Origin of the sequence: Nocardioides halotolerans DSM 19273, from assembly GCF_000422805.1 — a bacterium.
In the GTDB taxonomy this organism is placed as follows: domain Bacteria; phylum Actinomycetota; class Actinomycetes; order Propionibacteriales; family Nocardioidaceae; genus Nocardioides; species Nocardioides halotolerans.
Window position 1 is genome coordinate 141,281 of the sequence record NZ_AUGT01000022.1, and the last position, 19,854, is coordinate 161,134.

Sequence of the window (19,854 nt, forward strand, 5' to 3'; positions counted from 1 at the left end):
TGACGAGAAAGTTCAGGTGACAGCCTTCATCGCCTGCCGATGATCCCAACCACGGCGGGGGCCTTCTGCTCCACGACGGAGATCCGGAAGCCGGCGAGCTGCAGCGCCGCCGACGCCTTCTCGACCATCGTCGGGACCTGCTCGGGGCGGGACGCGTCGTAGTAGAGGTAGACCGACCCGCCGGGCAGCACCCGCTCGTGCAGCAGGGCCACCTCGTCGGCGCAGTCGCGGACCCAGAACAGGTTGACGTTGAACGCGAACACCTTCGTCAGCCGCTTCACGGGGACCCGCAGCGTGGCCAGGTCGATCTGGCGCACGGTGAGCCGGCCGGCCTCGACGAACTTCGCGCACCGACGGCGCGTGCGGTCCACGCCGGACTCGGAGCGGTCGATCGCGAAGAGCCTCCCGGTCTCGAGCCGGGAGCAGATCAACTCGGCCGCCGCGCCCGGTCCGCAGCCGATCTCGAGGATGTGGTCGTTCGGCTGGACGTCCATGAAGTCCACGGCCCACCGGATCCGGGCCGGGATCGTCTGCACCGCCATGACCCCCACCCTGCCAGATCCGCGAGCGCACGGTGCGAGCCTGCGAGCACCGTGATCAGCGAGGAGGTTGAGGAGCGTCGGCTCGGACCGAGCCTGCGAGGGCCGAGCGACGCGTCACGAAACCACGCAAGCCGATGCTGGTACCGAACCCAGCCCAGAGGGACCCTCGAGCGACGCGTCACGAAACCACGCAAGCCGATGCTGGAACTGAACCACTACCGTGTCGCCCGTGACAGCCGTACGACGCGTGGCCGTGCTCGGCGCCAGGGGCAAGGTCGGCACCGAGGTCTGCCGGGCCGTGGAGGCGGCCGACGACCTCGACCTGGTCGCGGCCCTCGACGTCGACGACTCGCTCGACGCGCTGGTCGAGGCCGGCGCCGAGGCGGTCGTCGACTTCACCCACCCCGACGCCGTGATGGACAACCTGGAGTTCTGCGTCGGCCACGGCATCCACGCGGTGGTGGGCACGACCGGCTTCGACGACGACCGCCTGGCGACCGTCGAGGGCTGGCTGGCCGCCGCGCCCGAGGTCGGCGTCCTGATCGCGCCGAACTTCTCCATCGGCGCGGTGCTGATGATGCGGTTCGCGGCCGTGGCCGCGCCGTTCTACGAGTCGGTCGAGGTGGTGGAGCTGCACCACCCGGACAAGGCGGACGCGCCGTCGGGCACCGCGCGGCGTACCGCCGAGCTGATCGCACAGGCCCGCCGCGAGGCCGGGGTCGGCCCCGTGCCCGACGCGACGTCCACCGGCCTCGAGGGGGCGCGGGGCGCCACGGTCGACGGCATCCACGTCCACGGGCTGCGGATCCGCGGCCTCGTGGCGCACCAGGAGGTGGTGCTCGGCGGGGTGGGGGAGACCCTGACGATCCGCCACGACTCCCTCGACCGCGTCTCGTTCACCCCGGGAGTGCTCACCGGGCTGCGCGCGATCGGCGACCGGCCGGGGCTGACCGTGGGTCTCGAGCACCTGCTCGACCTCGGCTGATCCGTCTCCTGCAGGTTCGTGCAGGTGCGCGAACCTGTCGCCCCGCGTAACTACTGCTCGGGGGTGCCGTTGAGGCAGCGTCGGACCCACTACTCGCCCGACTCGGGGCGCTGCGAGAAGAAGAGGTTTCCACATGCACAGTCGATCCATCCGGATCTGGGGCGCCGCGACAGCGGCCCTCCTGGTTGCCGGAGCACTCGGTGTCTCGGCTCCCACCGCGACTGCGGGCACGAAGGGCGGTCTCCAGACCGACTCCACGGTCGCGGCCCGCGCGCTCGACGCGCTGCGGGCGCACTCGACCGAGCTCGGGCTGACCACGGGACAGGCCTTCCGCACCACTGACACCGTCCTCGACCGGTCCGGCGCCAGCCACGTCCGCATGGACCGGACCTATCGCGGCCTCCCGGTCGTGGGTGGCGACCTGGTCGTGCACCAGGCGGCCGACGGCTCCTGGGCCGGGGTCAGCCGCACCCTCGCCGCGCCGCTGCGGATGAGCACCACCCCGCGGCTGACGAAGACCGTCGCGCAGGCCCGCGCCCTCCGACCCACCAAGGCCCTCCGCGGCATCAGCCGGCTCGAGGCGAAGGGCGCCCCGCGCCTGGTCGTCGACGCCATCGGCCACCGGCCCCGCCTCGCGTGGGCCGTCACCACGGGCGGCCGGCACGCGGACGGCACGCCCAGCCGCCTGACGTCGTACGTCGACGCCCGCACCGGCGCCGTGCTGCGCCGCGAGGAGGGCATCGAGACCGTCGACGGCACCGGCCAGAGCCTCTACAGCGGCACCGTCCCGCTGAAGGTCACCCAGTCGGGCTCGACCTACCAGCTCAAGGACCCGACCCGCGGCAACACCTACACGACCGACCTCAACAACAAGACCGACTCGATCTTCTGCCAGCTGTTCGGTCTGGGCTGCCAGGCCGGCACGACGTTCACCAGCACGACGACGACGTTCGGCAACGGGACGACGAGCAACCGGGCCTCGGCCGGCGTCGACGCGCAGTACGGCACCAACGAGACGTGGGACTACTACAACCAGGTACACGGCCGGAACGGCATCTTCGGCACCGGCGCGGGCTCCTACAACCGGACCCACTACGGCTCCAACTACGTCAACGCCTTCTGGGACGGGACGAAGATGACCTACGGCGACGGCGACGGGGTCAACTACGGCCCGCTCGTCTCGCTCGACGTGGCCGGCCACGAGATGTCGCACGGCGTCACCGAGAACACCGCCAAGCTCACCTACTCCGGTGAGTCCGGCGGCCTCAACGAGGCGACGTCCGACATCTTCGGGTCGATGGTGGAGTTCTTCGCCAACAACCCGAACGACCCGGGCGACTACCTGATCGGCGAGGAGTTCGACCTCAAGAACCACGCCGGCCTGCGCCGCATGGACAACCCCATCGCGGACGGGTCGTCGCCCAACTGCTGGTCCACCGGCACGAAGAACCTCGACGTGCACTACTCGTCGGGCGTGGGCAACCACTTCTTCTTCCTGCTGGCCGAGGGCTCGGGTGCGCACACGATCAACGGCGTGCCGCACAATTCGCCGACGTGCAACGGCTCGACGATCACCGGCATCGGCCGCGACGCCGCCCAGAAGATCTGGTTCCGGGCGCTGACGGTCTACATGACCTCCGGCACGACGTACTCGCAGGCCCGCGTGGCCACGCTGAACGCCGCGCGGGACCTCTACGGCGCCGGCTCCACCAGCTACAACACCGTGGCCGCCGCCTGGAGCGCCGTCAGCGTCAGCTGACCTCGGGCTGGATGCCGGCCGCGTCGGACGGAAACGACGCGGCCGGCATCTGCCGACACCTCACACCAGGCTGGTGTGCAGCCGCACCTGCTTGACCCTCGTCGCACCGGTGCCGTCGAGGTCGAGCTCGCGGTGCGCGGCGTCGGCCGCCCAGCCGGCGTCGGTGAGGAAGGCCCGGAGCGTGTCGTCGCCGGCCATCACCCACGTCACCGCTCGCTGGAACCGGTCGGCGACCATCGTGTCGGCCGCGGCCTGCAGCAGGCGCGAGCCGTGGCCCCTGCCGCGCTCGTCGGGGTCGACGGTCAGCTCGCTGAGCTCGGCGTCGGCGACCGGGTCGCGGTCGGGGTCACCGGCCGGGCCGGTGATCGCGAACCCCACCACGCGGTTGCGCTCCAAGGCGACCAGCACGCGGTTGCGGGCGTCGCCGGGGCGCTGCAGCGACGCCGCCCAGGCCTCCGCGGCGGCCTCCTCGGCCTCCGGGCCGGAGGGGATCGCGTCGGGCGGCAGCAGGTCGCCGTACAGGCTCGGCCACGCGCGCAGCTGGACCCGGGCGATCGCGGGAGCGTCGTCGGCCCAGGCGACGCGGACGGAGACGTCGGCACCCGCGCTGCTCATGCCCGCCATCCTCTCAGCCGTCCCGCAGCCCGGCCCCGGTGGTTCCGGGCCGGGTGGTTACTGTCCGAGGCATGGAGATTCGCAACCTCGGCTCGAGCGGCCTGAAGATCTCGGCGATCAGCTACGGCAACTGGCTGACCCACGGCAGCCAGGTCGAGGAGGACGCCGCCCTGGCCTGCGTGCGGCAGGCGCTCGACGAGGGGATCACCACCTTCGACACGGCCGACGTGTACGCCGACACGAAGGCGGAGAGCGTCCTGGGCAAGGCCCTGGCGGGGGAGCGCCGCGACGGGCTGGAGATCTTCACGAAGGTCTACTGGCCGACCAGCCCCGGCGGGCCCAACGACCACGGCCTGTCGCGCAAGCACATCATGACCGCGATCGACGGCTCCCTGCGCCGGCTCGGCACCGACTACGTCGACCTCTACCAGGCGCACCGCTACGACTACGAGACGCCGCTCGAGGAGACGATGGAGGCGTTTGCCGACGTCGTGCACTCGGGCAAGGCCCTCTACATCGGCGTCTCGGAGTGGCGGGCCGAGGACATCCGCCGCGCCCACGCGATGGCCCGAGACCTGCACATCCACCTGGTCTCCAACCAGCCGCAGTACAACATGCTCTGGCGGGTCATCGAGGAGGAGGTCGTGCCGGCGTGCGAGGAGCTCGGCATCGGCCAGATCGTGTGGTCACCGATCGCGCAGGGCGTGCTGACCGGCAAGTACAAGCCGGGCGAGCAGCCGCCGGCAGGCTCTCGCGCCACCGACGACAAGGGCGGCGCCGACATGATCAGCCGCTGGATGCGCGACGACGTGCTCGAGCGGGTGCAGAAGCTCCAGCCGCTCGCCGACGAGGCGGGCCTCAGCCTGGCGCAGCTCGCCGTGGCCTGGGTGCTGCAGAACCCCAACGTCTCCGCGGCGATCGTCGGGGCCAGCCGGCCCGAGCAGGTCACCGAGAACGTCAAGGCGGCGGGGGTGACCCTCGAGGCCGAGCTGATGACGAGGATCGACGAGATCCTCGACGACGCGGTCTACCGCGACGCGTCGTTCAACGCCTCGCCGGAGAAGCGGGACTTCTCCTAGGGTCGCTGCGGCAGGCGCCGAGGAACGCCGCGCCGCCGGTCGCGAGCAGCAGGCCGAGCGACACGCCGGGCCACCAGCCCTGGCGCACGCCGTCACCGAGCAGGACGACACCGACCGCGGCCGGCACGAAGGTCTGCGCGACGATCAGCGACGCCGTGGTGGACGGCACCGCCGCGCGGTGCATGCCGAGGGAGTAGAGCCAGAACGCCACCAGGCTGAACGACGGCACGGCCAGCGCCGCGACGACGACCACCAGGTCGACCGGGGTGCCGATGCCGCGCACCGAGATCGCCGAGCCGGCGTACCCGAGACCCGCGAGGAGTCCCAGCAGGGGGCCGGCCAGGTGCCGCACGACCAGCGACGCGAGGGCGAGGGCGGCCACCGCCGCCCACAGCGACACGACGAACATCGTGTCGGTCACGACCTGCCCGGGCTTGCCCGCGCCGAGCGAGAGGAGCACGAGGCCGACGGTGACCACCCCGACGGCCGCCCACCCGGCGGGGTGCAGGTCGTCCTCGACCCGGCGCGAGGCGATCGCGGTCACCGGCAGCGACATCGCGACCATCGCCTGGGCCAGGTAGAGCGGCAGCAGCCAGATCGCCGCGGCGTGCAGCACGAAGCCGACGAGGTAGGCCGCCACGACGGCCAGCGTCCGGCCGTCGCGGACCGAGCGCCGCACGAAGCCGAGCAGCCCGTCGGGCGTGCTCTCGAACCCCCGCACGGCCTGCGCCTGGACCACGGCCGCGACGCCGAAGACCGCCGCGGAGAGCAGCCCGAGCGTGATGCCGAGCCACGTCACCGCGCGCTCACCGGCGGCTCATCGGCGGCTCATCGGTAGTGCTCGGGGAGCTCCTGACCGATCTTCACCTGAGGCTTCGGGAGGCGCATGAACTTCATCTGCATCGCCCGGGTGACGGCGTAGTAGGTGGTGCCCTTCACCGGCTGGTCGGGGAAGCGCGCGGCGAGCTGGCGGCGCAGGCGGAAGCGCAGCATCACCATGTCGACGATCACCAGGAGGATCGAGCCGAACAGGATCGCGTTGCCGGCGCTGGCGAGGGTGGCGTTGTCGGAGTAGCCGAGCACCATGGTGACCACGAGCAGCGGGATGATCAGCTCGATGAAGCTGAACCGGCTGTCGACGAAGTCGCGGATGAACCGCCGGACCGGGCCCTTGTCACGGGGCAGGAGGTACTTCTCCTCGCCGTTGCGCATGCCCTGGCGCACCCGCTGGCTCGACTCGCCCTTCACGCCGCGCTGGGCTGCGGCCTGACCCCGGCGCGTGCGCGGCGGCTTGGCGCGCGCCTTGGCGGCGGCCTCGGCCTCCTTGCGGGTGGGCGTGGGGCGCCCCTTGCCGGTGGCGGGGGACTCCTCCACGGGCGGGGTCGTGGCTTCTTCTCGGGTACGACGGAACACGTGCGCCTTCAGCCTCTGGTGGGTCGGACGAGCGGTGCTGGTGAGCCTACCGGCGCCTTGCCGTGCGGCCGTAGGGTGAGGTCACCTGCACCTGAACCGAGAGGGATCCGTCCGCATGAGCCTGATGAAGCGCATCAGCCTGATCTTCCGGTCGAAGGCCAACAAGGCCCTCGACCGTGCCGAGGACCCGCGCGAGACCCTCGACTACAGCTACCAGCGTCAGCTGGACCTGCTGTCCAAGGTGCGCCGCGGCGTGGCCGACGTCGCGACCAGCCGCAAGCGCGTCGAGCTCCAGGTGGCCCAGCTCGAGCAGTCCGCCGCGAAGCTCCAGGGCCAGGCGGAGAAGTCCCTGCAGATGAACCGCGAGGACCTCGCGCGCGAGGCGCTGACCCGCAAGTCGGCGCTGGCGGGCCAGATCGCGGACCTCAGGACGCAGTACGCCCAGCTCCAGGGCGAGGAGGAGAAGCTCACGCTCGCCCAGCAGCGGCTCCAGGCGAAGGTGGAGGCGTTCCGCACCCGCAAGGAGACCATCAAGGCGACCTACACGGCCGCCGAGGCGCAGACGCGCATCAACGAGGCGATGTCAGGCATCGGCGAGGAGATGGGCGACGTCGGCCTGGCGATCCAGCGGGCCGAGGACAAGACGGCCCAGATGCAGGCTCGCGCCGGCGCCATCGACGAGCTGATCGCCTCCGGCGCGCTCGACGACGCCAGCGCGATCAACAGCGGCGACGACATCACCCGCGAGCTCGAGTCGATGAGCTCGCAGGCCGACGTCGAGGCCGAGCTGGCCCGGCTCAAGGGGCTCTCCGCGCCCCAGCAGCCCGACGCGATCGAGGCGGCTCCCGAGCCGGGCGAGATCCTCGACGCCGAGCCGGAGAAGCAGGAGTCGGTCTCCGACGCCGGCAAGGACGCCCAGCCGTGATCATCCGGATCCTGGGCGAGGGCCAGTACGACGTCGCCGACCACGCGCTCGACCGGCTCAACGAGCTCGACACGACCCTCGAGCAGACGATCGAGGCCGGTGACGAGGCGGCGTTCGGCACGGCGCTGACCCAGCTGCTCGACGGCGTGCGCACGGTCGGGGTCGCCCACCCCGCCGACAGCCTCGACGAGTCCGACCTGATCCTGCCGCCGGCGGACGCCACCATCGACGAGGTCCGCGCGATGCTCAACGAGGACGGCCTGATCCCCGGCTGAGTCGCCGGCTTCCCTCAGGATCCTCTTGGACCGCCCGGCAACACTGGAGCCATGGCACGTTCTCGGTTCGTGGGTGACGCCGGACTGACCGTCCGGATGACGACGGTGATGTTCCTGCTCGGCGCGCTGTTCGTGGCGTTCGTGGTCGGTCTGGCCACGGTCGTCGGGTTCCAGAGCCCGGGTCTCGGTGTGGTGATCGGCCTCGCCGGCATCGGCGTCGCGATCTACCAGTGGGCCAACTCCGACAAGGTCGCCATGCGGGCGATGCGTGCCCGCGAGGTGACCCCCGAGCAGGCACCCGAGCTGCACGGCATGATCGACCGGCTCTGCGCGCTCGCCGACATGCCCAAGCCGCGGGTCGGCGTGGCCGACACCCCCGTCCCCAACGCCTTCGCCACCGGCCGCTCACCGCAGCGCTCCGTCGTCTGCGTGACCACTGGCATCCTCGGCATGCTGACCGCCGAGGAGCTCGAGGGCGTGCTGGCCCACGAGCTGTCGCACGTCGCCCACCGCGACGTGCTCGTCATGACGGTCGCCTCGAGCGCCGGCATCGCCGCCGGGATGCTCGGGCAGGGTGCGCGGTTCGGCGCGTTCGGCTTCTTCGGCGGCGGGCGCCGCGACAACAACGGCGGGTTGCCGGTGTGGCTGGTCGTGCTCCTCTTCAGCCTCGCGGTCTACGCCGTGAGCTTCATCCTGCTGCGGCTCCTCTCGCGCTACCGCGAGCTCGCCGCCGACCGCGCGGGCGCCTACCTCACCATGCGCCCCGATGCGCTCGCGTCGGCGCTGCAGAAGATCACCGGTGGGATCAACCAGATCCCCCAGCGCGACCTGCGCCAGGTCGGCGCCGCGAGCGCGCTGTGCATCGCTCCCGCGGTCGCCGGGGTCTCGCTCAGGACGCTGACCTCCACGCACCCCTCGCTCGAGCAGCGGCTCGAGCAGCTCGCCCGCATCCGGGCCGAGCTCAGCCGACCGGCCGCGTGACTGGCGCCTGAGCGTGGGCCTCTGGCAGACGATCTCGGGTCGCACCCGGCCCAAGCGCGCCAACCTCGACGCGCTGTTCCTCGTGCCGAGCGCCGCGGTGACGCTCCGGACCGCGGCCGGCCTCAGGCCGACCGGCGACGGCTCGGTCTGCTACCGGGCGGCGGTCGGCGCGGGCTTCCACGAGACCCAGGACGACATCGTCGAGCTCCTGGAGGGCTCGGCAGATGCGCCCCGGGTGCAGACCGCGACCGACGAGTTCGGCTTCACGTGGCTCCAGGTGCACCGGTTGGTCGACCCCGACGGCCTCTCCGAGATGTCCGAGCTGTGCACCGACCTCCATGCGGTCAACACGACCCTCGAGGCCGAGGGCTTCGGGCCGGGTCTGCTCTGCTCGCTGATCCCGTTCGCGGACGCCGCGGGCCGCAAGGTCGGGCTCGTCTACCTCTACAAGCAGGGCACGTTCTACCCCTTCGCGCCGACCGGCCCGCGCCAGCGCGACAACCTGCTCGAGCTCCAGGTCCGTGACGCCCTGCGCGCGGAGCTGCCGATCGAGCCCGAGCTCTCCGGGTGGATGGCGCTCTGGGGCGCGCCGGGCCTCTGACGGCCGGCCACCTCGCGGGTTCTGCCACGGCTGCCGCGGGCCCTCCCTATCCTGACCCGGTGACGGTGGCCGGCGCGGATGTCCAGCGACGCATCGCCGCCATCCGGATGTACGACGCCGTCCGCAAGCCGCCGCGCGAGGAGCTCGACTCCGTCGTCCAGCTGGCCGCACGGATCGCCGGCGTGCCGAAGGCGACGGTCAACATCATCACCGACACCGAGCAGCACCAGGTCTCGACCTTCGGCTTCGAGGGCGACGTCTGCGCGCGCGAGGACTCGATGTGTGCCCGCACGGTCGACACGTCCGAGCCCGTCATCGTGTCCGACGCCTCGAGGGACCCGCGCTTCGCGGCCAACCCGTTCGTGGCGGGCCCGCTCGGGCGGGTCAGGTTCTACGCGTCGTTCCCGCTGGTCAGCCGGGACGGCGTGACGGTCGGGACGCTCTGCGTCTTCGACGATGTGGCGCGGCCGGTGGACGAGGAGGCGATGCGCGGGGTCGCCACGCTCGCGGACCGCGTCATCGACGTCTTCGAGCTGAGGCTGCGCAGTCGCGAGCTGGCGCTCAGCATGATGGAGATCCAGGCCGTCCAGGCCGAGCTGGAGCGCTCCAACGAGCGGCTCGCGTCGTTCGCCGGCCAGGTCAGCCACGACCTCAAGACACCGCTCACGACCCTGTCCCTCTCCCTCGAGCTGCTGCACCAGCAGGTCGAGGCGGGCGAGGTGGGTCCCGAGACGGTCTCGCTGGTCGACCGCGCGGCCAGGGGGGCGACGCGGATGGCGGACCTCGTCGACGACGTCCTCGACTACGCCCGGCTCGGCGGCACCCTCAAGGCCACCGAGGTGGACCTCGACTTCGTGCTCGGGGAGGTGCTCGACGACCTCGGGCCCGAGCTCGCCGACGCGACGCTGACCATCGGCCGGCTCCCGACCCTCCTCGGCGACCGCGCCCAGCTGCGGGCCGTGCTGCAGAACCTGCTCGCGAACGCCAGTCGCTACCGCTCGGAGGAGCGCCCGCTCGAGGTGCGCATCGCGGCCCGGCACGTGCAGCGCGCGTGGCGCATCGAGATCACCGACAACGGCCGCGGCGTCCCGCCCGCGGAGCGGGACCGGGTCTTCGAGCCGCTGGCCCGCGTCGACGACTCGATCGAGGGCTCCGGCATCGGCCTGGCCACCTGCCGGCGCATCGTCGGCGCCCACGGCGGCCGGATCGGGGTGGACCCGGCGGTCACCGAGGGCGCGAGGTTCTGGTTCGAGCTTCCGGACTGAGCCGCGCCCGCCGCGCCTCGCGCCGCCAGCCCCTCAGGGTCGCCGGGAACGTCAGCACCAGCCCGACCACCACGCCGATCACGGCGCCCATCGTGTTGGCCGCGATGTCACGCTCGTCGGAGACCCGGCCGGGGATCGAGCGCTGCGCGGTCTCGATGAGCGACGTCATCGCGAGCGCCGCGGCCACCGCCAGCCACCAGAACCGGGTGCCGAACAGCAGCAGCAGGAACACCCCGATCGGCACGAACAGCGCGACGTTGGCGAGGTACTCCGCCCGGTCGTAGGTGAGCCACGTGAGGTGCTCGTGGCGCTGAAGCCGCGCCAGCACCCGCAGCACCAGGTCGCTCTGGGTCGGTGCGTCGGCCGCCGGCGTCAGCGTCACCCAGCCGACGAAGGCCAGGTAGGCCAGCGTCACGACGCTCAGGAACGGGTGGCGGTGCAGCACGGACCCAGTGTGAAGGGCCGGTGGTGGGGTCCCAGCGCTGGCTGCGGTGACTCAGTCCTTGTGGGTCTTGCCCGGCAGGGCGAGCATCCGGTCGAGGGCGACCTTCGCCCAGGTCTCGGTGTCGTCGTCGACCTCGATCTGGTTGACGACCACGCCGTCGACGAGCGACTCCATGGCCCAGACGAAGTGAGGGAGGTCGATGCGGTTCATCGTCGAGCAGTAGCAGACGGTCTTGTCGAGGAAGACGATCCGCTTGTCGGGGTGGTCGGCGGCCAGGCGCTTCACGAGGTTGAGCTCGGTGCCGACGGCCCACGCGGAGCCGGCGGGGGCGGCCTCGATGGTCTGGATGATGAACTCCGTCGAGCCGACGAGGTCGGCGGCCAGCACGACCTCGTGCTTGCACTCGGGGTGCACGATCACCTGCACGCCGGGGATGGAGGCCCGCAGCTCGGGGATCGTCTCCTCCGAGAAGCGGCCGTGCACCGAGCAGTGACCCTTCCAGAGGATCATCTTCGCGTCGTGGAGCTGCTCCGGGGTGAGCCCGCCGTTCTCGCGGTGGGGGTCCCAGACGACGCAGTCGTCGAGCGAGAGACCCATCTTGAGGACGGCGGTGTTGCGGCCGAGGTGCTGGTCGGGGAGGAACAGCACCTTCGAGCCCTGCTGGTAGGCCCACTCGAGCGCGGTCTCGGCGTTGGACGACGTGCAGACGGCGCCGCCGTGCCGGCCGCAGAAGGCCTTGATGTCGGCGCTGGAGTTCATGTACGTGATCGGGACGACGTCGTCGGCGACGCCGGCCGCCTCCATGGCGGCCCACGCGTCCTCGACCTGACGCAACCGGGCCATGTCGGCCATCGAGCACCCGGCCGCCAGGTCGGGGAGGATCACCCGCTGCTCGTCGGAGGTCAGGATGTCGGCCGACTCGGCCATGAAGTGCACGCCGCAGAACACGATGAACTCGGCGTCGGGACGAGCCGCGGCCTCGCGCGCGAGCTTGAAGGAGTCGCCGGTGACGTCGGCGAACTGGATGACCTCGTCGCGCTGGTAGTGGTGGCCGAGCACGAAGACGCGCGAGCCCAGCGCCTCCTTGGCCGCACGGGCGCGCGCCACGAGGTCGGGGTCGGACGCCGACGGCAGGTCGCCAGGGCACTCGACGCCGCGCTCGGAGCCGAGGTCGACGCCCCGGCCGAGCGGAAGCAGGGGCAGGTCGACTGTGGTCATGGGCGCCATCCTACGAATCTCAGAGCAGGGCGCCGTTGTGAACGTACGGCGCGGGCGGTTTCATCCCCCGCAGCCCGAGGTAGCCCTCCTGGTGCAGATCCAGGCGGGCGGCGAACCCGACGTCGAGCACCCACTGGTTGGCGCCCGTCACGTGCGGCACCGTCGCCTCCCCGGTCGCCTCGGCGAGGGTCGCCCACAGGAGGCGGACGGCGGTGCGCCGGTTGCTCGCGGCCAGCAGGCCCAGCCGCCCGCGCTCGTCGAGGTAGGCGTACCCGGAGCCGGTGCTGGTGTCGGTCACGAGGAGCCGCCAGGTCCGCAGCATCAGCGCGTGGTCGGGCCCGTGCCCGGCGCCGCGGGTGACGCGGTCGAGGGAGTCCATCAGGTCCACGTCGCCGGCGCTGCCCTCGCGCACCTTCTCCACCACCGGGATGGCGGACCGGTCGACGGTGCCGGTGAGGTACATCTGCGGGTGCAGGTCGAACCCCGCCTGCCGGTAGATCCGCACCGCCTTCGGGTCCGCGGAGGAGGAGAGCATGCCGCGGGTGCACGCCCGCCCGTGGTCGAGCGCCGCGGCCAGCAGCGGCTTGCCGATGCCCTGACCCTGACGGCCCGGCAGCACGGCGTACGTCGCGAGGCACCACAGCGTCTCGCGGCGCAACGAGGTGACCATCCCGACCAGCCCGGTGTCGTCCTCGGCGACCCAGCAGCCGCCCGGGTCGGTCTCCACGACGTGGCGGGTGCGCTCGATCCACACGGCGCGGTGCGCCTCGGAACGTCGCGCGGGTGCGGTCTCCCACGGCCGCGGCACCCGGGTGTCGAGCTCGTAGAACCCCTCGTCGCTCACCCGCTCCGCACCGGGGACGTCGTCGAGGGTCATCGGCCGGATCACGCACTGCACGCCGACAAGTTAGGTGGTCGGGGAGGATGACGGCATGCGGATTCTCGTGGCGCCCGACAAGTTCGCCGGCACCCTCTCGGCGGTGGAGGCCGCGAGCGCGATCGAGGCGGGCTGGCGCCAGACCGCGCCCGACGACGAGCTGGACCTCGCGCCGATGTCGGACGGCGGGCCTGGGTTCGTCGACGTGCTGCACGAGGCGCTCGGCGGTGAGCTGCTCGCCGTCACGGTGCGGGGACCGCTCGGTGCGCCGACCCCGGCCACGGTGCTGGTGGCGGGGGAGCGGGGCGACGTCGCGTACGTCGAGAGCGCGCAGGCCTGCGGGCTGCACCTGACCCGGCAGGAGCGCCCCGAGGAGGCCAGCACGTACGGCGTGGGCGAGCTGCTCGCGGCCGCGGTCGACGCCGGCGTCTCGACGGTGGTCGTGGGCCTCGGGGGCAGCGGCACCACCGACGGGGGCGCCGGGCTGCTCGCGGCGCTGGGGGCCACGGCCGACGTACCCCTCGACGCCGGAGGCGCGGGCCTCGCGGGCGTGACCGGCGTCGACGCCGGCCCTGCGCGCGAGCGGATCGGCTCGGTGCGGCTGGTCGCGGCCAGTGACGTGGACAACCCCCTCACGGGGCTCTTCGGTGCGGCGAAGACCTTCGGGCCGCAGAAGGGGATCACCGAGGAGCGGCTGCCGGTGGTGGACGGCTGGCTGGAGGAGTACGCCGCGGCGCTCGACCGCCGGCTCGCGCTCGAGAAGGGCGCCGGCGCGGCGGGCGGGCTCGGCTACGGCCTGCTCGTGCTCGGGGCGACCCGGGAGCCCGGGATCTCGCTGGTGGCGGAGGCCGTCGGCCTCGCGGAACGGGCGCGGGCCGCGGACCTGGTGCTCACCGGCGAGGGGGCCTTCGACTTCTCCAGCGGTGCCGGCAAGGTGCCGCACGGCGTGGCCACGGTGGCCGGCGAGGCGCTGCGGCCCTGCGTCGTGCTGGCAGGCAAGGTGCTCGTCGGGGCGCGGGAGATGCGGGCGCTGGGCGTCGAGTCGGCGTACTCGCTCGTCGACCTGGTCGGCGAGGACCGTGCCTTCGCCGAGCCCGCTGCCGCCCTCACCGAGCTGGCCGCGCGGACCGCCCGGACGTGGTCGCGCTGACGGGGGGCGGTTTCACCGGGTACCCGGTGAAACTGGCGCTGACCGCAAGGAACTCCAGCAGGTCAGCGCCAGTTTCGTGCGGGCAGGCCGTGGAGAAGGCTGGGAATAACCCCCCGTGTGCGAAACTTGGGACAGGCAGAAGCACCACCCTGCACCGACACTTTTGGGAGCCTGGAGCACATGACCGAGCAGCTTGAGACCCAGCTCGACAGCGAGCGCCGCACCGACAGCATCAACCTGAGCCCGGTGGCCGCCGCGAAGGTCAAGAGTCTCCTCGAGCAGGAGGGTCGCGACGACCTGGCCCTGCGCATCTCCGTGCAGCCCGGGGGGTGCTCCGGTCTGCGCTACCAGCTCTTCTTCGACGAGCGCAGCCTCGACGGCGACGTCGTGACCGACTTCGACGGGGTCGGCGTGGTCGTCGACCGGATGAGCGTCCCCTACCTCAACGGCGCGACGATCGACTTCGTCGACACGATCGAGAAGCAGGGCTTCACGATCGACAACCCCAACGCGACCGGCTCCTGCGCCTGCGGCGACTCCTTCCACTGAGCGACCGCGCAGTCGACCGCGAGGAACGAGCGGGTCGAGACACACCGCAACCGGCGCTGGTAGCTGCCGGGCTCGGTTCGCGCGGACGACGAGTGCCTTCCCTGCGGAGGTTTCGAGACGGTCGCTGCGCGATCTCCTCAACCACCGGCGCGACGCGACCTCCTCGACCATCGGCGTGGCGGGCGACCGCCTCGACCAGCCCGAGCACGACAGCGAAGCCCCCGCCGACGGCGGGGGCTTCGTCTTCTCCGGGACGGCGTACGGCCGGAGGGTCAGTCGACGTGCAGGTGCAGCGCGTTGGCGATCCGCTGCGCCGCCTCGGTGATCTCGACCACCGGCTTGGCCTGGTCGGTCGGGTAGCCGACGTAGACGTCGGCGTATGCGAGCCGTGGCGCCACGAGCGGCAGGCGGGCGCCGACCAGGGCGGCGTCGGTCCGCATCGTCTGGGGAGTGTCCAGCTCGTAGAAGGCGCTCACGCTCTCGACGGTACGGATTACCGCCGGGTACGCCCACAACTACGCGTCAGTAGCCTTTGGCTCTAGTCTTTCCCGACGTGCCTGAATCAGTTCCTGACGGGGCCGGATCCCTGCTGATCGCCGGATCCATCGCCACCGACCACCTGATGAACTTCGGTGGCAAGTTCGAGGACTCCCTCGTGGTCGAGCAGCTCCACAAGCTCTCGGTGTCCTTCCTCGTCGAGGACCTCGAGATCCGGCGCGGCGGGGTCGCGGCCAACATGTGCTTCGGGCTCGGCCGGCTGGGTCTCCGGCCGGTGCTGGTCGGGTGCGCCGGCGACGACTTCGCCGACTACCGCTCGTGGCTGGAGCGGCACGGCGTCGACTGCGACCACGTGCGGATCTCCGACACCCACCACACGGCGCGGTTCGTGTGCACGACCGACACCACCGGCGCGCAGTTCGCGTCGTTCTACCCCGGCGCGATGAGCGAGGCCCGCCTCGTCGAGCTCGCGCCGATCGTCGCGAAGGTCGGCGCGCCGTCCTACGTCCTCATCGGCGCCGACGACCCCGACGGGATGCTGCGGCACACCGAGGAGTGCCGTCAGCGCGGCTACCCGTTCATCGCCGACCCGAGCCAGCAGCTGGCCTTCGGCGCGGGGGAGCTGATCCGCCAGCTGATCGACGGCGCGGCGTTCCTGTTCTCCAACGAGTACGAGTCGCACATGATCGAGCAGAAGACCGGCTGGTCCTCCGACGAGGTGCTCGAGCGCGTCGCGATCCAGGTCAAGACGCTGGGCAAGGACGGCGTGCACGTCCGCAGCCGCGACGGCGTCGACTTCACCCGGCCTGCGGCCAAGGACGTCACCGCCCTCGAGCCGACCGGCGTCGGCGACGCGTTCCGGGCCGGGTTCCTCGGCGCGCTCGCGTGGGGCCTCAGCCTCGAGCACGCGGCCGAGGTGGGCTGCGTGCTGGCGGCGTACGTCGTCGAGACGGTCGGCCCGCAGGACTACAAGTTCACCGCCGAGCAGTTCCTGGCCCGGCTGGACGCGTCGTACGGCGGCGAGGCCGCCGAGGCGGTCCGCCCACACCTGACCGCGGTCAGCTGACCCGCCGCACCACGTAGCGAGGCACGCCGTCGTCGGCGGGCTCCTGCCCGACGTACTCCTGCCCGCGCATCCGGCACCAGGCCGGGATGTCGAAGGCCGCGGCCGCGTCGGTCGAGGCGACGGCGACCGTCTGGCCGACCAGCACCTCGCCGATCCGCTTGCCCAGCTCGATGACCGGCTGCGGGCAGAGCAGGCCGCGGCAGTCGAGCTCGAGGTCGGCGGTCACCACGCTTCTCCGGTGGACAGCCCAGCGTCCTTCCGAATTTCCTCGACTGTCGACGGGAGGGCCGCGAGGAACCGCTCCACGTCGGCCTCGCTCGCGTCGCGGGTGAGCGAGACCCGCACGTTGCCGTGGGTGAGAGCGCCCATCGCGGCCAGCACGTGGCTGGGCTCGAGCGTGGACGCGGTGCAGGCCGACCCGCTGGCGACCTCGAACCCGCGCCGGTTGAGCCCGTCGACCAGCGCCTCGCCGTCGACGTAGAGGAACGAGAACGTCACGAGGTGGGGGAGCCGGTCGACCGGGTCGCCGACCACCTCGGTGTCGGGGATCTCGGCGACCGCGGCCCGGATCCGGTCGACCAGGACCCGCTGGCGGGCGTCGACCTCGTCTCGCTCGGCGACCACCGCCTGGAGGGCCGCCGCGGCGGCGAGGACGCCCGGGACGTTCTCGAACCCGGAGACCCGCTCGTCGACCCGGTCGTCGGCGGGGAACGGGTTGCGCCACGCCGCGCCCTTCCGGACCAGCAGGACCCCGACCCCGGCCGGGCCGCCCCACTTGTGGGCCGAGCCCGCGGCGGCCGACCAGCCGTCGGGCAGGGGGAGCCGGCCCATCGAGGCACAGGCGTCCATGAACACCGCCCCGGCGGCGACCTCCGACACCGGCTGTACGGTGCCGACCTCGTGGTTGGCGTGCTGGAGCGCGACCACGTCGGGCTCGCCGACCGCGTCGAGCTCCACCCGGCCGAGGCGGTCGACGGGCAGGGCGCGGACGGTCAGGTCACTGCGCCAGGCGAGCGCGTGGAGCACGGCGGAGTGCTCGACGGCGGCGTGCGCGACCGTGGCGCCGGGGCGGGCCAGCCCGAGCAGGCCCCGATGCACGGCGTCGGTGCCGGACGAGGTGAAGGAGACCTCGTCGCGGCGTACACCGAGCGCCTCCGCGACCGCCGCCCGGGCGTTGTCGAGGATCAGCCGGGCGTCGCGCGCAGCGCCGTGAAGACGCCGCGGGTCGGCGTACCCCCGGTCGAGCGCCGCGAGCAGGGCCTCCCTCGCCGCCGGGTGCAACGGCTCGGACGAGGCCGTGTCGAGGTACACGCCCGAAAACTACCCTTTGGGAGACCCACCCGGCGGGCTCACCGGGCGACGCTTGGTCTAGGCTCAGGCTTGTCCTAGGTGTTGGTCGAGAGGGGCTCTTCCGTGGGTCTGCAGCGCGTCGCGCGTTGGGCCGTACCGCTCGCCGGAGTGGCGCTCCTGGCCAGCGGATGCTCCGAGGAGGGCAAGCGGCTCGCGATGCCCGATCCGGCGTCCGAGCAGGGCGAGCCGATCCTCGCCCTCTGGCAGGGCGCGTGGATCGCGGCCCTGGCCACGGGCATCGTGGTGTGGGGGCTGATCTTCTTCGTCGTGATCCGCTACCGGCGGCGCTCCGACGACGAGATCCCGGTGCAGACGCGCTACAACCTGCCGCTGGAGATCTTCTACACGATCGCGCCGGTCGTCATGGTGATCGTGTTCTTCTCCCACACCGTCCACACGCAGAACCTCGTCCTCGAGGACGACACCGCGCCGGACAACATCATCGAGGTGACCGGCCAGCAGTGGTCGTGGACCTTCAACTACGGCGTCGGCGACCCTGACAACTCCGCCGACGACGACCGCACCGACGACCGCTTCCCCTACGACTCCTACGTCCACGACGGGGGCACCGCCGCCTACATCCCTGAGCTGTGGCTGCCGGTCGACGAGACGACGCGGTTCAACCTGCACAGCCCTGACGTGATCCACGACTTCGGCGTCCCGAGCTTCCTCATGCGGATGGACGTCGTGCCCGGCCGCGTCAACCACTACGTCATCAAGCCGACCCGCGAGGGCGTCTTCAAGGGCAAGTGCTACGAGCTCTGCGGCGTCTACCACTCGCGGATGCTGTTCGAGGTCCACGTCGTGAGCCGTGAGGAGTACGACGAGCACCTGCAGGAGCTCGAGGACGCCGGCCTGACGTCCGACAAGCCGTTGCTCGGCGGCGAGAACGCCGACACCACGGCCGGCGAAGAGGCCACCAGCGAGGATCCCGAGGGAGAGGGCAAGTGACCGCCACCGCGTCGCATCCCAGCACCGTCGTCGGCGAACGGCGCCAGCTCGGGCGACAGATCGTCAGGGTCCTGACGACGACCGACCACAAGGTGATCGGCAACCTCTACCTCGCCACGTCGTTCTGCTGGTTCCTGATCGGCGGCGCGATGGCGATGCTGATCCGCTCCGAGCTCGCCTACCCCGGCCAGCAGGTCGTCAACGACGAGCTCTACAACCAGCTGTTCACCATGCACGGCACGATCATGCTGCTGCTGTTCGCGACGCCGTTGTTCTTCGGATTCGGCAACGCGATCATGCCGCTGCAGATCGGCTCGCCCGACGTCGCGTTCCCGCGGCTCAACATGTTCAGCTACTGGCTCTTCCTGATCGGCGGCCTCATCGCCGCCTCGGGCTTCCTGACCCCCAACGGCGCAGCCAACTTCGGCTGGTTCGCCTACACCCCGCTCAACGACGCGGTCCGCACCCCCAGCGTCGGCGGCGACCTGTGGATCATGGGCCTCTGGATCGCCGGTCTCGGCACGATCCTCGGCGCGGTCAACTTCATCACCACGATCATCTGCATGCGCGCACCCGGCATGACCATGTTCCGGATGCCGATCTTCGTCTGGAACACGCTGATCACCAGCCTGCTGGTCCTGATCGCGTTCCCGGTGCTGGCTGGCGCGCTGCTCTCGCTCGAGGCCGACCGGCAGCTCGGCGCGCACGTCTTCGACGCCGCCCACGGCGGGGCGATCCTCTGGCAGCACCTGTTCTGGTTCTTCGGCCATCCAGAGGTCTACATCATCGCGTTGCCGTTCTTCGGCATCGTGACCGAGATCCTCCCGGTCTTCAGCCGCAAGCCGGTCTTCGGCTACATCGGCCTGGTCGGCGCCACGACCGCCATCGCCATCCTGTCGGTCGCGGTCTGGGCGCACCACATGTTCGTGACCGGGGCCGTCGACCTGCCGTTCTTCTCCGGCATGACCTTCCTGATCGCCATCCCCACAGGCATCAAGTTCTTCAACTGGATCGGCACGATGTGGGGCGGAAGCCTGTCCTTCGACACCCCGATGCTGTGGTCGCTCGGCTTCCTCACGACGTTCCTGTTCGGCGGCCTGACCGGCATCATCCTGGCGAGCCCGCCGCTGGACTTCCACGTGTCCGACTCCTACTTCGTGGTCGCGCACTTCCACTACGTCGTCTTCGGCACCGTGGTGTTCGCGATGTTCGCCGGCTTCTACTTCTGGTGGCCGAAGATGACCGGCCGGATGCTCGACGAGCGGCTCGGCAAGGTGCACTTCTGGCTGCTGTTCGTCGGCTTCCACACG

23 protein-coding genes are annotated in these 19,854 nt (G+C 71.5%); 13 read left to right on the forward strand and 10 right to left on the reverse strand.

All coding sequences use genetic code 11. The features are described from left to right. Positions 1-26: 26 nt before the first annotated feature. Positions 27-542, reverse strand: coding sequence for a class I SAM-dependent methyltransferase (locus G514_RS0106825; RefSeq protein ID WP_036563868.1), 516 nt, complete (start codon positions 540-542; stop codon positions 27-29). A gap of 229 nt (positions 543-771) precedes the next feature. Between G514_RS0106825 and dapB the strand changes: the two genes are divergently transcribed. Beyond that, entirely contained in the window at positions 772-1,527 is a 756-nt protein-coding gene (gene dapB, locus G514_RS0106830; protein ID WP_028651147.1) for a 4-hydroxy-tetrahydrodipicolinate reductase, read from the forward strand. 133 nt (positions 1,528-1,660) lie between these two features. Further along, entirely contained in the window at positions 1,661-3,286 is a 1,626-nt protein-coding gene (locus tag G514_RS0106835; RefSeq protein WP_028651148.1) for a M4 family metallopeptidase, read from the forward strand. 60 nt (positions 3,287-3,346) lie between these two features. Here the strand turns inward: G514_RS0106835 and G514_RS0106840 are convergent, their stop codons facing one another. Continuing rightward, on the reverse strand, positions 3,347-3,901 hold the full coding sequence (locus G514_RS0106840; RefSeq protein WP_028651149.1) for a GNAT family N-acetyltransferase: 555 nt from the start codon (positions 3,899-3,901) through the stop codon (positions 3,347-3,349). A gap of 71 nt (positions 3,902-3,972) precedes the next feature. Here G514_RS0106840 and G514_RS0106845 point away from each other — a divergent pair, with 71 nt between their 5' ends. Further along, positions 3,973-4,980 carry an aldo/keto reductase family protein gene (locus tag G514_RS0106845; protein WP_028651150.1) on the forward strand — a complete coding sequence of 336 codons (1,008 nt, stop codon included), beginning with the start codon at positions 3,973-3,975 and terminating at the stop codon, positions 4,978-4,980. On the opposite strand, the gene G514_RS25330 is transcribed toward G514_RS0106845, so the two are convergent. Together G514_RS25330 and G514_RS0106855 are read right to left on the reverse strand one after the other, a co-directional pair. Next, positions 4,946-5,779, reverse strand: coding sequence for a hypothetical protein (locus tag G514_RS25330; protein WP_051247008.1), 834 nt, complete (start codon positions 5,777-5,779; stop codon positions 4,946-4,948). The genes G514_RS0106845 and G514_RS25330 overlap by 35 nt on opposite strands. A 29-nt stretch (positions 5,780-5,808) precedes the next feature. Beyond that, complete coding sequence (locus tag G514_RS0106855) at positions 5,809-6,354, reverse strand: DUF3043 domain-containing protein (RefSeq protein ID WP_036563872.1); 546 nt, start codon at positions 6,352-6,354, stop codon at positions 5,809-5,811. A 154-nt stretch (positions 6,355-6,508) separates the two neighbouring features. On the opposite strand from G514_RS0106855, the gene G514_RS0106860 reads away from it, so the two are divergent. The 5 genes from G514_RS0106860 to G514_RS0106880 are packed head-to-tail and all read left to right on the forward strand — an operon-like array spanning position 6,509 to position 10,440. Further along, positions 6,509-7,318: a PspA/IM30 family protein gene (locus G514_RS0106860; RefSeq protein ID WP_028651152.1), complete on the forward strand. Its 810-nt coding sequence runs from the start codon at positions 6,509-6,511 to the stop codon at positions 7,316-7,318. Then, complete coding sequence (pspAA, locus tag G514_RS0106865) at positions 7,315-7,593, forward strand: PspA-associated protein PspAA (protein ID WP_028651153.1); 279 nt, start codon at positions 7,315-7,317, stop codon at positions 7,591-7,593. The genes G514_RS0106860 and pspAA overlap by 4 nt, the downstream gene beginning before the upstream one ends. 51 nt (positions 7,594-7,644) lie before the next feature. Then, positions 7,645-8,574, forward strand: coding sequence for a zinc metalloprotease HtpX (gene htpX, locus G514_RS0106870; RefSeq protein WP_028651154.1), 930 nt, complete (start codon positions 7,645-7,647; stop codon positions 8,572-8,574). A gap of 13 nt (positions 8,575-8,587) precedes the next feature. Next, on the forward strand, positions 8,588-9,175 hold the full coding sequence (gene pspAB, locus G514_RS0106875; protein ID WP_028651155.1) for a PspA-associated protein PspAB: 588 nt from the start codon (positions 8,588-8,590) through the stop codon (positions 9,173-9,175). Positions 9,176-9,234: 59 nt separating this feature from the next. Then, positions 9,235-10,440, forward strand: coding sequence for a sensor histidine kinase (locus G514_RS0106880; protein WP_028651156.1), 1,206 nt, complete (start codon positions 9,235-9,237; stop codon positions 10,438-10,440). Here the strand turns inward: G514_RS0106880 and G514_RS0106885 are convergent. The 3 genes from G514_RS0106885 to G514_RS0106895 are packed head-to-tail and all read right to left on the reverse strand — an operon-like array spanning position 10,400 to position 13,001. Continuing rightward, positions 10,400-10,885, reverse strand: a complete 486-nt coding sequence (locus G514_RS0106885) for a VanZ family protein (protein ID WP_028651157.1) — start codon at positions 10,883-10,885, stop codon at positions 10,400-10,402. The two genes, G514_RS0106880 and G514_RS0106885, sit on opposite strands and share 41 nt — an antisense overlap. Before the next feature lie 51 nt (positions 10,886-10,936). Further along, on the reverse strand, positions 10,937-12,103 hold the full coding sequence (gene nadA, locus G514_RS0106890) for a quinolinate synthase NadA (protein WP_028651158.1): 1,167 nt from the start codon (positions 12,101-12,103) through the stop codon (positions 10,937-10,939). A 19-nt stretch (positions 12,104-12,122) separates the two neighbouring features. Then, positions 12,123-13,001, reverse strand: coding sequence for a GNAT family N-acetyltransferase (locus G514_RS0106895; RefSeq protein ID WP_245582125.1), 879 nt, complete (start codon positions 12,999-13,001; stop codon positions 12,123-12,125). A gap of 34 nt (positions 13,002-13,035) precedes the next feature. Here G514_RS0106895 and G514_RS0106900 point away from each other — a divergent pair, with 34 nt between their 5' ends. Both G514_RS0106900 and erpA read left to right on the forward strand, forming a co-directional pair. Next, positions 13,036-14,130: a glycerate kinase family protein gene (locus tag G514_RS0106900; protein WP_028651160.1), complete on the forward strand. Its 1,095-nt coding sequence runs from the start codon at positions 13,036-13,038 to the stop codon at positions 14,128-14,130. Between the two features lie 180 nt (positions 14,131-14,310). Next, entirely contained in the window at positions 14,311-14,679 is a 369-nt protein-coding gene (erpA, locus tag G514_RS0106905; protein ID WP_028651161.1) for an iron-sulfur cluster insertion protein ErpA, read from the forward strand. 272 nt (positions 14,680-14,951) lie between these two features. Here the strand turns inward: erpA and G514_RS0106910 are convergent, their stop codons facing one another. Further along, positions 14,952-15,155, reverse strand: coding sequence for a hypothetical protein (locus tag G514_RS0106910; protein ID WP_028651162.1), 204 nt, complete (start codon positions 15,153-15,155; stop codon positions 14,952-14,954). A gap of 146 nt (positions 15,156-15,301) precedes the next feature. On the opposite strand from G514_RS0106910, the gene G514_RS0106915 reads away from it, so the two are divergent. Beyond that, positions 15,302-16,243, forward strand: a complete 942-nt coding sequence (locus G514_RS0106915; protein ID WP_051247010.1) for a carbohydrate kinase family protein — start codon at positions 15,302-15,304, stop codon at positions 16,241-16,243. On the opposite strand, the gene G514_RS0106920 is transcribed toward G514_RS0106915, so the two are convergent. Then, positions 16,236-16,469 (reverse strand): sulfurtransferase TusA family protein, encoded by a 234-nt coding sequence (locus tag G514_RS0106920; protein WP_245582126.1) that lies wholly within the window; start codon positions 16,467-16,469, stop codon positions 16,236-16,238. The two genes, G514_RS0106915 and G514_RS0106920, sit on opposite strands and share 8 nt — an antisense overlap. After that, positions 16,466-17,554: a cysteine desulfurase family protein gene (locus G514_RS0106925; protein ID WP_028651165.1), complete on the reverse strand. Its 1,089-nt coding sequence runs from the start codon at positions 17,552-17,554 to the stop codon at positions 16,466-16,468. Before G514_RS0106925 ends, G514_RS0106920 begins: the two co-directional genes overlap by 4 nt. Positions 17,555-17,656: 102 nt before the next feature. Here G514_RS0106925 and ctaC point away from each other — a divergent pair, with 102 nt between their 5' ends. Then, positions 17,657-18,544 (forward strand): aa3-type cytochrome oxidase subunit II, encoded by an 888-nt coding sequence (ctaC, locus tag G514_RS0106930; RefSeq protein WP_051247012.1) that lies wholly within the window; start codon positions 17,657-17,659, stop codon positions 18,542-18,544. Next, on the forward strand, positions 18,541-19,854 hold a 1,314-nt coding region (locus G514_RS0106935; protein WP_036563877.1), incomplete at its 3' end, for a cytochrome c oxidase subunit I. The genes ctaC and G514_RS0106935, both read left to right, overlap by 4 nt.